This window comes from Cupriavidus sp. KK10 (genome assembly GCF_018223725.1).
GTDB lineage: Bacteria > Pseudomonadota > Gammaproteobacteria > Burkholderiales > Burkholderiaceae > Cupriavidus > Cupriavidus necator.
This window is the reverse complement of the sequence record NZ_CP073677.1, coordinates 6,665,397-6,679,877: the sequence shown is the minus strand read 5'-3', so window position 1 is coordinate 6,679,877 and position 14,481 is coordinate 6,665,397. Positions and strand designations below refer to the sequence as shown.

Sequence of the window (14,481 nt, the reverse complement as noted above, 5' to 3'; positions counted from 1 at the left end):
TGTTTGTTTTTTGGTAATCGTACCCGGCCGCAATTAAGCGGTTCCCCCGGCACGCCACAAGCAGCATCTACGCCGCGCGATCCGGGCCATCCTTACCGTATTAGGAATCAGTTCCGTCCGGTGAGACCTCCGCAGCATGCCAATGCAGCCGCCAGCGAACCTTCAGGTTCGCTGCACTGGCGTGCGTTCAGTCATGCGTTGCCGCGGTGGGAGCCCGGGTTGCGCCTGCGCCACGCAGCCCGTGTTGTGTTTGGACCCGGATTGTACCCCCGCCCCTGAGTTATCCACAAAGGATAAGTCTGTGGACAACTTGTGCAAATGCAGTGGATTTGTGTGCACAACCCTTGCTGTGATGCGGCTTTCCGGGGTGCGGAAACGGGCAAAATCTCAGGCAAAACAGGGACTTCGCCTGTGGATGACTGCGATGGAGGTGGCCCTCGGGACACATGCAGTTACCCACCGATCATTGTGGACAATGGCGCACCACGGGCCCCAGGGCGCTGTGGCAATTGTGCCCTTGCACACAGACTTGTGCCTTGACAGCGCCGGAGAAAATCGTTTAAATGGCGGGTTCTGCGATGCGGCAGGGGATCACGTATGCGCATCGCCGGGTCTGGCCTGTTCGTGCCGTCCGCGCCCACAGGCCACCCCGCCTGCAGCGCGCGCCATTCGGCCGGCAGCAAAGACAGAACCAGAATCGTCGGATACGCCGCGGCAGTTTCTTGCTTGCGGCAGCCCCATGCGAACCATACGCGGCGGCCACGGCACCCCGGCACCGGCCGGAGTCGGGCGAGCCAAGATCAACCAGAGAGTGCAACATGAAACGTACCTACCAACCTTCCGTTACCCGCCGCAAGCGTACCCACGGTTTCCGCGTGCGCATGAAGACCCGCGGCGGCCGTGCCGTCATCAACGCACGCCGCGCCAAGGGCCGCAAGCGCCTGGCCATCTGAGGCCCGGGCGACCGGCCTGACGGCGCGCCCGGCGCCGGCTGCAGCGTACCGCAGCCGTGCCGCGCAGCCGTCAATGCCCACCGCCTCGGCTTCAGGTCGGCCGGCCGCTTGCCGCAGGGCGCCGCTTTTGCGCCAGCAGTAGTATTCGCCAGCGCTCACCAGTGTCACCCAGCGTGTCAGCCCATGCCTTCCCCAAAGCCGCGAGGCTAACAAAGACGGATGAGTTTTCATCCGTTTTTGCTTTGCGGCCCCGGCGGCGCAGCCCGCATTTCGTGCTCTACGTGCGCGCCAATGACCGTCCGGAAGGCCGGCTTGGCGTGGTGGTCGGCAAGAAGTTCGCGCCGCGCGCGGCTGAGCGCAACCTGGTGAAGCGCATGGCGCGCGAGCTGTTTCGCCAGCGCCGTGAGCACCTGGCGGGGCGCGATGTGCTGCTGCGCCTGCAAGCCAAGTTTCCGCGCGCGGAATTTGCGACGCGCGCGGCGGTCCGAAGGGCATGCGCGGCGGAAATCGCCAGCCTGCTCGACGTAGCGGCCAAGCCGCTGCCGCCACCCGCACCGCCTGCCTCGCCTTCGGCACCGCCACCCGCGGCGCCACCGGCGAGCCCCTCGCAAAGCCAGCCACCAGGCCTTCCGGCCTGAACCGCCTGCCATGAAGCGAATCCTGCTAGCCCTGCTGCGTATCTACAAGATCGCCCTGAGTCCTTACCTGGGCTCGCAGTGCCGCTTCCTGCCGACCTGTTCCGACTACGCCCGCGACGCCGTCATCCATTACGGCGCCGCGCGCGGCAGCTGGATGGCCGCCTGCCGGCTGTGCCGCTGCCATCCTTTCGCCCAAGGCGGGTATGATCCCGTGCCGGGCACGCAAGCTGACGACACTGCCAGGCCGGACACCCACGCGGGCCGTTCCGTCCATGCCGCCGCAGGCCATGCGCCTGTTGCGATCCGTCTGCCCAGACCCTGATTTCTCCGACCACAGCCAGACATGGATATCAAACGCACCATCCTCTGGGTCATCTTCTCGATGGCCCTCGTGCTGCTCTACGACAACTGGCAGCGCTCCCAAGGCCATGCGTCGATGTTCTTCCCGAGCACGACGCAACAGGCCGCTTCGGCGCCCGCCGCCAGCGGCGCTGCCGCCCAGGGCGACGTGCCCAAGGCCAACGTGGCGCCAGGCGCAGCGGGTACCGCTGCCCCGGCCGCGCCGCAGGCCGCGGCCCAGCCCGCCGGCGAGAAGATCGTGGTAACCACCGACACGGTGCGCGCCGAGATCGACACCGCCGGCGGCATCGTGTCGCGCCTGGAGCTGCTCAAGGAGCATGAGAAGGACGGCAAGCCGGTGGTGCTGTTCGAGCGCGACAACGTGCGCACCTACATGGCACGCTCGGGCCTGATCGGCGGCGACCTGCCCAACCACACCACGGTGTTCACCGCCGCCCCTGGCCCGCGCTCGCTGGACGGCGCCGAGCAGCTGGAAGTGGCGCTGACCGCTGAGAAGAACGGCGTGAAGCTGGTCAAGACCTATGTGTTCCACAAGGGCACCTATGTGGTCGACACCAAGTTCGCGGTGACCAACGCGGGTGCCGCGCCGGTCTCGCCGACGCTGTACCTGGAACTGGCGCGCGACGGCAGCAAGGTCGAGCAGTCGCAGTTCTACAGCACCTTCACCGGCCCGGCCATCTACACCGACGCCGACAAGTACCACAAGATCAGCTTTGAAGATGTGGCCAAGGGCAAGGCCAGCGTGCCGGCCGCCGCCAACAATGGCTGGGTGGCGATGGTGCAGCACTACTTTGCCTCGGCCTGGATCCCGCAGACCAGCAAGGAGCACAGCTTCTACGTCCAGCAGATCGACCCGAACCTGTACCGCGTGGGCGTCCAGCAGCCGCTGGGTGAACTGGCCCCGGGCGCCACGGTGACCACCGATGCACGCCTGTTCGCCGGCCCGCAGGAAGAGCACATGCTCGAGAAGATCGCCCCGGGCCTGGAGCTGGTGAAGGACTATGGCTGGCTGACCATCCTGGCCAAGCCGCTGTTCTGGCTGCTGGAGAAGCTGCACGGCTTCCTGGGCAACTGGGGCTGGTCGATCATCGCGCTGACGGTGCTGATCAAGCTGGTGTTCTTCCCGCTGTCGGCGGCAAGCTACAAGTCCATGGGCAAGATGAAGGACCTGCAGCCGCGCATGACGTCGATCCGCGAGCGTTACAAGAACGACCCGCAGAAGATGAACCAGGAGATGATGGGGCTGTACAAGACCGAGAAGGTCAACCCGCTCGGCGGCTGCCTGCCCATCGTGATCCAGATCCCGGTGTTCATTGCGCTGTACTGGGTGCTGCTGTCGTCGGTGGAAATGCGCGGCGCGCCGTGGCTGGGCTGGATCCATGACCTGTCGGTGCCGGATCCGTTCTACATCCTGCCGATCGTGATGGCCGTGTCGATGTTCGTGCAGACCAAGCTGAACCCGACCCCGCCGGACCCCGTGCAAGCCAAGGTCATGATGATCATGCCGCTGGTGTTCTCGGTGATGTTCTTCTTCTTCCCGGCCGGCCTGGTGCTGTACTGGGTGGTGAACAACATTCTGTCGATTGCGCAGCAATGGCAGATCAACCGCATGCTCGGCAAGGGCAAGGCGGCAGTGGTGGCCAAGAGCTGAAGCTGTTGCAAGTTGCGGTAAGCGAAAAGCCCGGCAGTGATGCCGGGCTTTTTGTTTGATGGATCGGGGCGCTGACAGCCATCACCCCGCATTGATCACCGCCCGCCTATAGCGCAACCATGTCGAAATCCGCTTTCGCCATGCCGCAGTCCGGGCAGCTCCACTCCAGCGGGACCGCGCCCCACGGTGTGCCGGGCGCGATCCCGTGCTCGGGCATGCCGAGCGCTTCTTCGTAAACGAATCCACAGATACGGCACTGCCAGATGGTCATGCGGCTCCCCGCAGCGAGGGCGCACGGGTAGAGACGCCGGCGGCGCGCGCGGTGTCTTCGATCTCTTCGACCAGCGGGGCGATGCGTGCCAGCTCGGCGCGGTTGTCGTCGTCCCACGGATGGAAGCCCGGGCGGAAGTAGCTGAGCCATTCCGGGATCATCTTGGGCAGCACGGCGGGCGAGGCCCACAGGAAGCGCAGCACGCCACCAAACCCGGTCAGCTTGTTGCGGCAGCCCTTGTCGCCCATCACCAGCGCGATGTGGAACACGAACACCATGGCCCAGAACGTCACGGTGGTGGTCAGCATGGTGAAGGTGCGCAGGAAGTAGCGGTAGGGGCCGGGCTTCATCACCGTGTTCCAGACGTCGTAGGCCACGGCCTTGTGCTCGGTTTCTTCCAGCGCGTGCCAGGTCCACACCTGCCGGTAGCCGGTCTCAGAGGCCGCGCCCATGTGGCGCGGATCCTGCAGCAGGCCGCCGGCCAGCATCGCGGTGTAGTGCTCCAGCGCGATGGTGTGGGCCAGCTGCCAGGACTTGGGCAGGATCTTGCGCAGCAGGTCCAGCAGTTTCCACACCGTGCGGTCCAGCGCCGCGGCGGGCAGGCCGGCGTCTTCCATCAGCCGGTTGTAGAGGATGTGCTCGCGCGTGTGCATCGCTTCCTGGCCGATAAAGCCGGCGATGGCGCGGCTCAGTTCGGGGTCTTTCACCTGGTCGCGGTAGTTGCGCACGCTGTCCATGAAGAAGCGCTCCCCGGCGGGGAAGAAGATCGACAGCGCGTTGATGAAATGGGTGACGTGACGGCCCCGTTCGTGCCAGTCGCTGATGCGTTCTGGCGGCAGGTGGGGATGCACGTCGCGGCGGACTGGCATCATGGCGGTCTCCTTGGGTGAAGGCCGGCGCGTGTTGCGCCGGTGGGAATTCATTGGGCTGCCAGGAACGGCAGCAGGTCTGCGGCCACGCGTTGCGGGTCTTCTTCCATCGGCACGTGGCCAAGCCCCGCGTAGCGGCGCAGCTGCGCGCCGGGGATCCGCTCGGTGAAGGCCTGCGCGTGCGCGGGCGGGATCCAGCGGTCGCGCTCGCCCCACAGCACCAGCGTGGGCGCGCGCACGCTGCCGAGCAGGTGGGTGTCAAGCTGGGCAAAGTCGAGCCTGGGCACCATCTTGCCGACGGCCTCGCGGCTGCCTTCGGCGTAGAAGAAGTCGACGTAGCGGCGGAAGGTGGACTCCGGCACGCGCGAGGCATCGCCATAGACATCGCGCGTGGCGGCGCGGATGATGAACTCGGGCAGCATCCACGGTGCCGACCAGCGCACCGGCGCATGGCGGAACAGGTCGATGTAGATCGGCAGCCGCATCGGGAAGCCGGCGGCGTCGATCAGCACCAGCTTGTCGACCGCATCGGGCCGGCGCACCGCCAGGTCCCACGCGATCAGCCCGCCCAGCGAGTTGCCGATGATGCTGGCGCGGCGCACGTTCACCGCAGCCAGGAAGGCATCGATGAAATCGCGGTAGCGGTGCACGTCCATGGTTTCGATGCGCCCGCGCGCATCGCGCAGCGGCCCGGTCAGGCCGAACGGGGCGAGGTCCAGCCGCAGCACGCGATAGCGCTGCGCGAGCGCCGGCACGATCCCTTGCCACGTATGCAGCGAAGCGCCGAAGCCGTGGATCAGCACCAGGGTCTCGCCGTCGGCGGGGCCTTCATCGGTGTAGTGCACCATCGCATCCAGCACGCGCACCCAGCGCGAGGCCGGCAGCGCATGGCGCTGCGCCAGCGTAGCGCGCGACAGGCTGAACAGCCCCACGCGGCCTTGCCCGAACCAGCGCGTCAGTGCCCCCGGTGGCGCCAGCAGCGCAGCATCCTGTTCGATCGCGAGCCGGTTCACGGGCGCTCTCCCTGGCCGACCGAGGCCGGTGCCGCAACCGGGCCCAGATCGCGCTTGCGGCGCGTCTCGCGCACCACCAGCGACTGGTAGGCGGCCGGCAACAGCCGCGCCATGGCATCGGCGGCGTAGGCGTCGGGTCCGATCAGCACGCGCCGGCGGTTGCGGCGCACGCCTTCCAGGATCACGCGCGCGGCCTTGTCGGGCGAGGTGATGAAGAATTTCTCGAATTCATCCTTGCCGTGCTGCGCGTCGCGCACCAGGAAGCCGTTGACGCTGGATGACACGCGGCTGGCCTGGGCGATATTGGTCTTGATGCCGCCCGGGTGCACGGTGGTGGCCGACACGCCGCAGTCCATCAGGTCCAGCTCCTGCCGCAGCGATTCGGTGAAGCCGCGCACCGCGTACTTGCTGGCGTTGTAGGCGCCCATGCCGGGCTGGGCGAAGATGCCGAAGATGCTCGACGTATTGACCACGTGGCCGTCGCCGCTGGCCTTCAGGTACGGCAGGAAGGCCTTGGTGCCGTACACCACGCCCCAGAAGTTGATGCCCATGATCCATTCCAGGTCGTCGTAGCTCATGCCCTCGACGGTGCTGGACAGCGCCACGCCGGCGTTGTTGAAGATCAGGTTGATGCGGCCGTGGGCCTCGGCGGCCGCGGCGGCCCACGCGTAGACCGCGGCGCGGTCGGCCACATCCACGGTGTGCTGCGTGATGCGGGCCTGCGGTGCGGCGGCCATGGCCTGGGCCACCGTCTGCGCCAGCCCGGCCTCGTTACGGTCTGATAGCGCCAGGTGGCAGCCCTGCCGTGCCAGCGCCATCGCTAGCGCGCGGCCGATGCCCGAGCCGGCGCCGGTGATCGCGGCAACCTTGTTGCGGAAGTCCTTCATGTCCGGTCTCCTTCCGGTGATGTCGTTCTTTTGGGTGTGAGTCAGGGGGAATGCGTGTGCGTCAGGCACCGGCGACCGTGGCGATATCGGCCGACCCGGGCTGCATTGCGGTCTCGTCCGGCAATGCGCGCCGCACCGGGTACAGGTCGTAGTCGGTCATGCGAAAGCTGGCCGTGGCGCGGCGGAACTGCCAGGTGAAGCCCGGCCACAGCGTGGTGTTGCGGCCGCTGCGCGGGTCGATGTACCAGCTGGCGCAGCCGCCGGCGGACCAGATCGCATGGCCCAGCCGCGCCTGCAGCCGTTCGTTGAAGCGGCGCTGCACCGGCTCGCGCACGTCCACCGCCTGCACGCCGTCGCGGCGCATCTGCTGCAGGGCGTCGACGATGTAGGCCACCTGCGACTCGATCATGAACACCATCGAGCTGTGGCCCAGGCCGGTATTGGGGCCGACCACGAAGAACAGGTTGGGGAAGCCCGCCACGGTGGTGCCCAGGTAGGCCTGCGCGCCGTCGCGCCAGGCATCGACCAGGTCCACGCCGTCAAGGCCGGAGATCACGCCGCGCGGCATCGGGTCGGTGGCATGGAAGCCGGTGCCCAGGATGATGCAGTCCGCGGGCCGGCGCGTGCCGTCGCGCAGCACCACCGCGTCGCGCTCCACACGGGCGATGCCGGTGGTGACAACGTCCACGTTGTCGCGCGTCAGTGCCGGGTAGTAGTCGTTGGAGATCAGCACGCGCTTGCAGCCGATGGTGTAGTCCGGCGTCAGCGTTGCGCGCAAGGCGGGGTCGCGCACCTGCCTGGCCAGATGGCGGCGCGCGACGCGCTCCACCACCTTCATGATCTTTGGATGCAGCACAAAGCCCAGCACGCGCGATTCCAGCATCCAGTAGATGCCGGTGCGCACCAGCGTCTGCGTGAACGGCAGGCGGCGGAACAGCCAGCGCTCGGTCGCGCTGACCTCGCGGTCCGGCTTGGGCATGATCCACGGCGGGGTGCGCTGGTACAGGTCCAGCTGCGCCACCTGCGGCGCGATCTGCGGCACGAACTGGATCGCGCTGGCGCCGGTGCCGATTACGGCCACGCGCTTGCCGGCGAGCGCATAGGCGTGGTTCCAGTGCTGCGAGTGGAAGCACTCGCCCTCGAACGAGTCCAGACCGGGGATATTGGGGTAGGAAGGCCGGCTCAGCCCGCCCATGCCGGAGACCAGCACGCGCGCCCGGACCACCTTGCCGTCGGCCATCTCCAGGCGCCACACCTGCGCGGCTTCGTCCCAGGCGGCGTGGCGCAGTTCATGATGCAGGCGCAGGTGCGGGCGCAGGCCGAAGCGGTCGGTGCAGCCTTCCAGGTAGGCGCGGATCTCCGGCTGGGTCGAGAACATGCGCGACCAGTCCGGGTTCGGCGCGAAGGAAAAGGAATACAGGTGCGACTGCACATCGCAGGCGCAGCCCGGGTAATGGTTGTCGCGCCAGGTGCCGCCGACGGAGCCGGCCTTCTCGAAGATCAGGAAGTTGCGCTCGCCGCGCTCGCGCAGCCGCATCGCCATGCCGAGGCCGGCAAAGCCACTGCCGATGATGGCAATGTCTGTGTGCTCAAGGGCAGGGGATGTCTGCTGCGGCAGCTCCGCGGGTGCATTCATGGGCGCTCCTCACCGTTATTACAGTGTTTATTGTGACATTGATGGATGTCATCGTAGGAAGCGCCGGGCAGGTGGTCAATGCCGTGAGTTGAAGGATGGTTCTAATTTTTGGGGATTTCCAGCGGCGTTTGGCGCACATGAAACAAGGCGATGCCACCCCGCAGGCGCTTGCGCTGTGGAATTCGGTCGTGCGTTTGAAACCGGGAGATTTTTTTCAGGCTTCGCGGATCACGAAGGCGTGGCCGCAACATTGGGGGCGCTAGGCCGCTTGCCCCTTGCGCCGCCAGCCGTGCGGCGTTTCACCGGTCCAGCGCTTGAAGGCGTGGGTGAAGGCACTCTGCTCGGAATAGCCGAGCCGCATCGCGCACTGCGCCAGGCTGATGCCGGGATCGGCAAGATACTGCTGCGCCAGCGCGCGCCGCACGTTATCCACAAGCTGTGAATAACTGATGCCCTGCGCCTGCAGCCGCCGCTGCAGGGTGCGCACGGGCATGCCTAAGTGCGCTGCCACGTCGGCAATCGGCAGTTCGCCCTGCGGCAGCCGCCCGCTGATATAGGCACGCGCCTGCGCCAATGCGTCGGCCCCGGCCGGCACGATCTGCTGCAGCTGGGTATCGGCGATGCGCGTCATCTGCGCCTGCATGCCCGCGTCGGCCTGCAGCGATGGCAGGTCCAGCAAGGCCCGTTCGATATGCATGGCATGGCGCGCGGCGTTGAAGACCACGGGGCAGCCGAACACCTCGGCATGCAGCCGGGTATCGGCGGGCGCGGGATGCGGGAATTCCACCTGCGTGGCCACGTGCTGCTCACCGATCAGCCAGCGCGCGAACACCACCCAGGTTGCCATGTGCAGCTCATGCGCATGGCGCGACAGCGGGCCATGCCGGGCTTCCCAGGTCATGCAGGCGGCATGCGGCGTTTCAATCAGGCGGGTGCCGCCGATATCGTTGGCCAGCACCTCATAGCGGATGCCTTGCAGGATGGCGTCGCGCACGGTGGGCGTGGTCAGCACCACGTAGCCCATCTCGGCATAGTGGCGCGGCGCGAAGGCGGCGCCGGCGCGCAGGCCGACATCGGGATCGCCGGTGACCTGCTCCAGCCAGTCGAGCAGCGCCAGGTAGGCCGCGCCGGGAATGCGCGTGGCGGTCTGCGCACCGGTGGCGTGCAGCAGCTCGGGCGGCACGCCGACGGCGCGCAGCTGTTCGGCCGGGGCAATGCCCTGGCGCGCGCCGTGGTCGAGCACGGCGCGGAGGTAGGCAAGCGAGACGGTGCCCGATGCGGTGCCCGCTGGCGCACCACTGGCACCGCCGTCGGGCTGGTTGGCGCGTGGCATCAAATCACCTGTCGTGCGGGATCAAGACCGGGCACCGATCTTTATCCAAACTCCGGGTAGCGTCAATGCGGGCCTGCCCCCGCCTGAATACAAGAGACCGACGCATGGAGACAATATGCCCCCCAACTATCCACACCGCCGTGCGGATGCCGATGCCGAGGCGCTGCACGCGCTGACGCGGCGCGGCTTCCTGAAAGTCGGCCTCGGCTTCTCGGCCGCGCTGGCCTGTACCGCGCTGGTGCCGTCGCTGGCCGGCTGCTCGTCGGCCCATCCCGCGCCGCAGGCCGGCATGACCTGGCTGCGCCCGGAAGACGTGGCGATGTTCCGCGCGCTGCTGCCGGCCATCGTCACCGAACTGGCCGAATCCCCGCCGCAGCGGCGCGCGACCCTTGAGCAGGACGCGCTGCGCAATATCGACGCAACCTGCGCCGCGATGGGCGCGGGCGCGCAAGCCGAGTTGCGCAAGCTGTTCGGCCTGCTTGCCAGCATGCCGCTGCGCTGGGCGCTGACCGGCATCCGCCAGGACTGGAGCGCGGCCACGCCCACGCAGGTGCAGGCCTTCCTGGCGCGCTGGCGCGCCAGCCGCCTGGCCACGCTCAATGCCGGCGCGGTGGTGCTGGTCAAGCTCACCAGCGTGAGCTACTACGTGTTGCCGGCCGCGTGGGCTGGCAGCGGCTATCCCGGCCCCAACGCGGCCGTCTACAAGGCGCTGCACGCCTGATCCCCGACATGGCCATCGACAATCTCTACGATGCCGGCATCGCCGCCGGCTGGAAGGTACTGGACGCTGCAACCTTAACCACCACGCGCACGCTGGATGCCGACGTCGTCATCGTCGGCAGCGGCGCGGGCGGCGGCATCAGCGCCGAGGCGCTCAGCCGCGCGGGCCTGCGCGTGGTGCTGCTGGAAGAGGGGGCGCTGCGCACCTCGGACAGCTTCCGCGACATGGACGAGAATCGCGCCTATCGCGAGCTGTACCAGGAGGCCGCGGCCCGCACCACTGCCGACGGCGCCATCGCCATCCTGCAGGGCCGCTCCGTCGGCGGCAGCACCACGGTCAACTGGTCATCGAGCTTCCGCACGCCGCCGCAGACGCTGGCGCACTGGGCCACGCATCATGCCGTCACCGGCCACAGCGAGGCCGACATGGCGCCGTGGTTCAGGAAAGTGGAAGAGCGCCTGGGCATCGCGCCCTGGGCGATGGCGCCCAATCCCAACAACGATGTGCTCAAGCGCGGCTGCGAGACGCTAGGCTGGGAATGGCATGTGATCCCGCGCAATGTGAAGGGCTGCTGGAACTCCGGCTATTGCGGGCTGGGCTGCCCGGTCAATGCCAAGCAGTCGATGCTGGTATCGACCATCCCCGCGGCACTGGCCAGCGGTGCGACGCTGGTGCACCGCGTTCGCGTGCGCACGCTGGACCATGACGGCAAGCGCGTGCAGTCGGTCACGGGCGAGGCGCTGGGCGCCGATGGCTACACGCCCACCGGCGTCGGCGTGATCGTGCGGGCCAGGCACTTCATCGCCGCCGGCGGCGCCATCAACACGCCGGCGCTGCTGCTGCGCTCGCGCGTGCCGGACCCGCATGAGCGGCTGGGATTGCGCACGTTTATCCATCCGGTGAATATTAGCATCGCCAAAATGCCGGAGCGCATTGATCCTTATTATGGCGCACCGCAGTCGATCGCTTCCGACCACTTCCAGTGGAAGGATGGCGCGACCGGGCCGATGGGCTACAAGCTGGAGGTGCCGCCCTTGTTCCCCGGCATCAGCGCGGGCGTGGTCAACGGCGTGGGCGAGGCGCTGCGCCGCGACATGGCGCAACTGCCCCATACCAACGCCATGCTGGCACTGCTGCGCGACGGCTTTGTGCCAGAGAGCACGGGCGGGCGCGTGCGGCTGGCGGCCGACGGCAGCCCGCTGCTGGACTATGAGATGAGCGACTACGCCTGGGACGGCGTGCGGCGTGCGTGGCTGAGCATGGCGCAGGCGCAGTTTGCCGCCGGTGCGGCGCGCGTGCGGCCCGCTCACCTGGACGCCGCCGAGTACCGCAGCTGGCCCGAGGCGCGCGACGCCATCGCGCAGCTGCCGCTCAAGCCGTTCCGCACCGCGCTGTTCACCGCGCACCTGATGGGCGGCTGCGGCATGAGCGACGATGCGCGCGGTGGCGTGGTGGACAGCCATGGCAACCACCACCAGCTGGCCAACCTGTCGGTGTTCGACGGTTCGGTGTTTCCGACCAGCGTGGGGGCCAACCCCCAATTGTCAGTGTTCGCGCTGACGGCGCAGAATGCGGACGCGCTGGCACGGAGCCTCACGTCATGAGGTATTGGCCGCGCAAGCCCGCAATGTCCTGCATTGCAGGCATCCGGCATGCCTGCTCCATGCAGGCGGCGGGCGACATTGTTGTGCGATTCCCCACACCAGCGGCGCAATTAGAATGCCCACTCCAATTCAGCTCTTGTGAAACGCTCGAAGCGGTGGATAGGCTTCGTACAGCTGTTTCAAGCATCCGTATGCCGTCAGAGCAGGGAGCGGAACAGCGTAGCAAATTGCTAAGGGGTTTACGGCAGCAACGAAGAGAGACGCCCCCATGAAGACCGGCAAAAGCTCGGCTGGAGACACCAAGGCCCGGATTCTCGACGCCACGGAAAAGTTGTTTACCGAGGTCGGCTATGAAGCCACCTCGCTCAGGCAAGTCACGTCGCGCGCCATCGTCAACCTGGCCGCCGTGAACTACCACTTCCGCAGCAAAGACATCATGATGCACGCGGTACTGAGCCGGCGGCTGGATCCGCTCAACGCGCGGCGCCTGGCGCTGCTCGATGCGTGCGAAGCGCGCTGGCCCGGCAACAGCATCCGCTGCGAGCACGTGATGGGTGCACTGTTCGTGCCCGCGCTGCAAATGGCACGCGACCCGTCGGTAGGCGGGCCGTCGTTCCTGCGGCTGCTCGGGCGCGTGTATTCGGACACCTCGCCCTTTATCCAGCAATACCTGCTGGAGCACTACGCCCCGGTGTACGGGCGCTTCTTCGACGCCTTCTCGCGCGCCATTCCGGGGCTGCCGCGGCATGAGCTCGGCTGGCGCCTGCAGTTTGCGCTCAAGGCGCTGGCCGGCGTGCTGGCCGGCGAAGAGCTCACCAGCCTGCTGCCGGTGTTCACGCAGGGCCGGCAGATGAGCGATGCGCACGTGCTGGCGCAGCTCACTGCCATGGTGGAAGCCGTGCTGAACGTGGCGCAACCCAGTGCGGACGACTTCTCGGCCCTGCAGTCGGTATTCGAGCTCGGCGAGCAGCAGCAGGCCGAGCAGCGCGCCAGCAGGCTGGCCGCGGCGCAGTCTGCCGATGAACTGAGTGCCAGTTGCGCCGCGATGGCGGCAACCATGGGCGATGCAGCCAGCCAAACCGCCGCCGCCCTCGGCAAGGCCCGCATCAGCGCACGCACCGTGCGCAATGAGGGCACCAAACGCTCAGCCGTGACCAGCATGCCGGTCCGCGCGCGCGAGCAATCCGTGAGCTTCCCCAGCAACCCGCTGGATGACTGGATGCGAATGCGCACCAGGACATAGCGGCGCGCGCCGCGCCCGGTTACCGCCGGGCCGGCGCCACCGCGCTCACGCAAAAACTGAATCGTCGATCCATTCAGCGAGGCCACGCACAGGCCCCGCGGACCCCGTGCGCCTTATCGGATTTTCCAAGAGCGCGGCGGTGGTCCCGTTCGCCCTGCGCTGCCCGCGCTCCGCCTCCTGGCGGACATCTTGAGGAGGAAGCTGCCATGTCGATCCAACCGCTTTACCTTGCCGCCGTCGCCGGTGCCGTCATCGGACTGCTGGCTGCGCCACTGGCCATACCCCCCGTGGCCATGGCCCAGACGGCCACAACCACCGCCGCCGCGGGCACGGGCTATGACGGCCAGACATCCGCACAGCAAGCCGCACTGTTCTCGCGCCAGGTCGCCAGCGGCGAACTCGCGCGGCTGTCCGATGAGCAGGTGCTGGCCGTGTTCCAGGCGCTGCAGCCGGATGCACTGCTGAAATGGGCCCGCGCCGAGATGAACCGCTATCCCGAGTACGAGTACTGGATGTCGCGCCAGGAACGGCTCAACAACCAGTGGCAGGACCAGCCCGCGAAGATGCAGATCCGCTACCGCCATCAGCCGCGCCAGCTCTATGCGAAGTGGTTGCCCGGCGGCGCGCAGTCGGGCCAGGAAATCATCTACGACGAAACCCGCCGCAAGGACGAGATGTACGGCCACCTGGGCGGCGTGCTGGGCTTCACCTCGATGTGGATCGGACTGGACGGCACGCTGGCGCGCTCGCAGTCCAACCACACTGTGCGCGACCTGGGCTTCCAGTTCGTGCTGTCGATGCTGGAGCGCGACGCAAAGTCGCTGCGTGCCGCCGGCCTGCCCGAGAAATACAGCAAGGCCGAGATCGTGCAGGAGCAGGGCGTGCGCATGGTGGCGCTGACCTGGGACCTGCCGGCCGGCGCGCCGCAGTACTACGCCAAGAAGGTGCAGCTGATGCTGGACCTGAAGCATCCGTATATCCGTGTGGAAACCGCCTGGGATGCCGACGGCAACATGGTCGAGAAGATCGTGTTCGACAAGCTGGTGCGCAAGACCTTCGAGGCCTCGGCATTCGATCCCGCCAATCCTGACTATCGCTTCTGAAATGTGGCAAAACGGCGCGCATCGTGCGTTTGAATCGGTGGCCGCGCCGCTTTGCCGCGCAGTCCGTGCAACACCCGCAATCCACCGCCACATGCGGCATGCACGCCAGGCGCGTCTGTTTGGAACGGCCGCTCTATTGACGCAAAAACACGCGAGCGGCGAGAGTCGCCGCACCCGGGAGGGATCCGGCCGCAGAGCC

14 protein-coding genes are annotated in these 14,481 nt (G+C 67.4%); 8 read left to right on the top strand and 6 right to left on the bottom strand.

Features of this window, described 5'->3' with window-relative positions:
• Positions 1-818: 818 nt before the first annotated feature.
• From rpmH to yidC, 4 genes are all read left to right on the top strand, one after another.
• Positions 819-953, top strand: coding sequence for a 50S ribosomal protein L34 (gene rpmH, locus KB879_RS31125; RefSeq protein WP_008650850.1), 135 nt, complete (start codon positions 819-821; stop codon positions 951-953).
• 173 nt (positions 954-1,126) lie between these two features.
• Positions 1,127-1,591, top strand: coding sequence for a ribonuclease P protein component (rnpA, locus tag KB879_RS31120; RefSeq protein WP_085959671.1), 465 nt, complete (start codon positions 1,127-1,129; stop codon positions 1,589-1,591).
• A 10-nt stretch (positions 1,592-1,601) separates the two neighbouring features.
• On the top strand, positions 1,602-1,913 hold the full coding sequence (gene yidD, locus KB879_RS31115) for a membrane protein insertion efficiency factor YidD (RefSeq protein WP_013958492.1): 312 nt from the start codon (positions 1,602-1,604) through the stop codon (positions 1,911-1,913).
• Positions 1,914-1,934: 21 nt separating this feature from the next.
• On the top strand, positions 1,935-3,602 hold the full coding sequence (gene yidC / locus KB879_RS31110) for a membrane protein insertase YidC (protein ID WP_211980482.1): 1,668 nt from the start codon (positions 1,935-1,937) through the stop codon (positions 3,600-3,602).
• Positions 3,603-3,708: 106 nt separating this feature from the next.
• On the opposite strand, the gene KB879_RS31105 is transcribed toward yidC, so the two are convergent.
• From KB879_RS31105 to KB879_RS31080, 6 genes are all read right to left on the bottom strand, one after another.
• Positions 3,709-3,873 carry a rubredoxin gene (locus tag KB879_RS31105; RefSeq protein WP_035817912.1) on the bottom strand — a complete coding sequence of 55 codons (165 nt, stop codon included), beginning with the start codon at positions 3,871-3,873 and terminating at the stop codon, positions 3,709-3,711.
• Entirely contained in the window at positions 3,870-4,745 is an 876-nt protein-coding gene (locus KB879_RS31100; RefSeq protein WP_211980481.1) for a metal-dependent hydrolase, read from the bottom strand. The genes KB879_RS31105 and KB879_RS31100 overlap by 4 nt, the downstream gene beginning before the upstream one ends.
• 47 nt (positions 4,746-4,792) lie before the next feature.
• Positions 4,793-5,755 carry an alpha/beta fold hydrolase gene (locus KB879_RS31095; protein WP_211980480.1) on the bottom strand — a complete coding sequence of 321 codons (963 nt, stop codon included), beginning with the start codon at positions 5,753-5,755 and terminating at the stop codon, positions 4,793-4,795.
• Complete coding sequence (locus KB879_RS31090; protein ID WP_211980479.1) at positions 5,752-6,642, bottom strand: SDR family oxidoreductase; 891 nt, start codon at positions 6,640-6,642, stop codon at positions 5,752-5,754. The genes KB879_RS31095 and KB879_RS31090 overlap by 4 nt, the downstream gene beginning before the upstream one ends.
• Positions 6,643-6,703: 61 nt before the next feature.
• Positions 6,704-8,278, bottom strand: coding sequence for an NAD(P)/FAD-dependent oxidoreductase (locus KB879_RS31085; RefSeq protein ID WP_211980478.1), 1,575 nt, complete (start codon positions 8,276-8,278; stop codon positions 6,704-6,706).
• Positions 8,279-8,537: 259 nt separating this feature from the next.
• On the bottom strand, positions 8,538-9,611 hold the full coding sequence (locus KB879_RS31080; protein WP_211980477.1) for an AraC family transcriptional regulator: 1,074 nt from the start codon (positions 9,609-9,611) through the stop codon (positions 8,538-8,540).
• A gap of 115 nt (positions 9,612-9,726) precedes the next feature.
• Between KB879_RS31080 and KB879_RS31075 the strand changes: the two genes are divergently transcribed.
• The 4 genes from KB879_RS31075 to KB879_RS31060 all read left to right on the top strand — a co-directional run bounded on the left by KB879_RS31075 (position 9,727) and on the right by KB879_RS31060 (position 14,282).
• Positions 9,727-10,332 (top strand): hypothetical protein, encoded by a 606-nt coding sequence (locus KB879_RS31075; RefSeq protein ID WP_211980476.1) that lies wholly within the window; start codon positions 9,727-9,729, stop codon positions 10,330-10,332.
• Positions 10,333-10,340: 8 nt separating this feature from the next.
• The gene (locus tag KB879_RS31070) at positions 10,341-11,936 is read left to right on the top strand and encodes a GMC family oxidoreductase (RefSeq protein WP_211980475.1); all 1,596 of its coding nucleotides are present in this window, start codon (positions 10,341-10,343) and stop codon (positions 11,934-11,936) included.
• 268 nt (positions 11,937-12,204) lie between these two features.
• Positions 12,205-13,179 carry a TetR/AcrR family transcriptional regulator gene (locus KB879_RS31065; protein ID WP_211980474.1) on the top strand — a complete coding sequence of 325 codons (975 nt, stop codon included), beginning with the start codon at positions 12,205-12,207 and terminating at the stop codon, positions 13,177-13,179.
• A 206-nt stretch (positions 13,180-13,385) separates the two neighbouring features.
• Positions 13,386-14,282 carry a DUF1571 domain-containing protein gene (locus KB879_RS31060; protein WP_211980473.1) on the top strand — a complete coding sequence of 299 codons (897 nt, stop codon included), beginning with the start codon at positions 13,386-13,388 and terminating at the stop codon, positions 14,280-14,282.
• Positions 14,283-14,481: the final 199 nt, after the last annotated feature.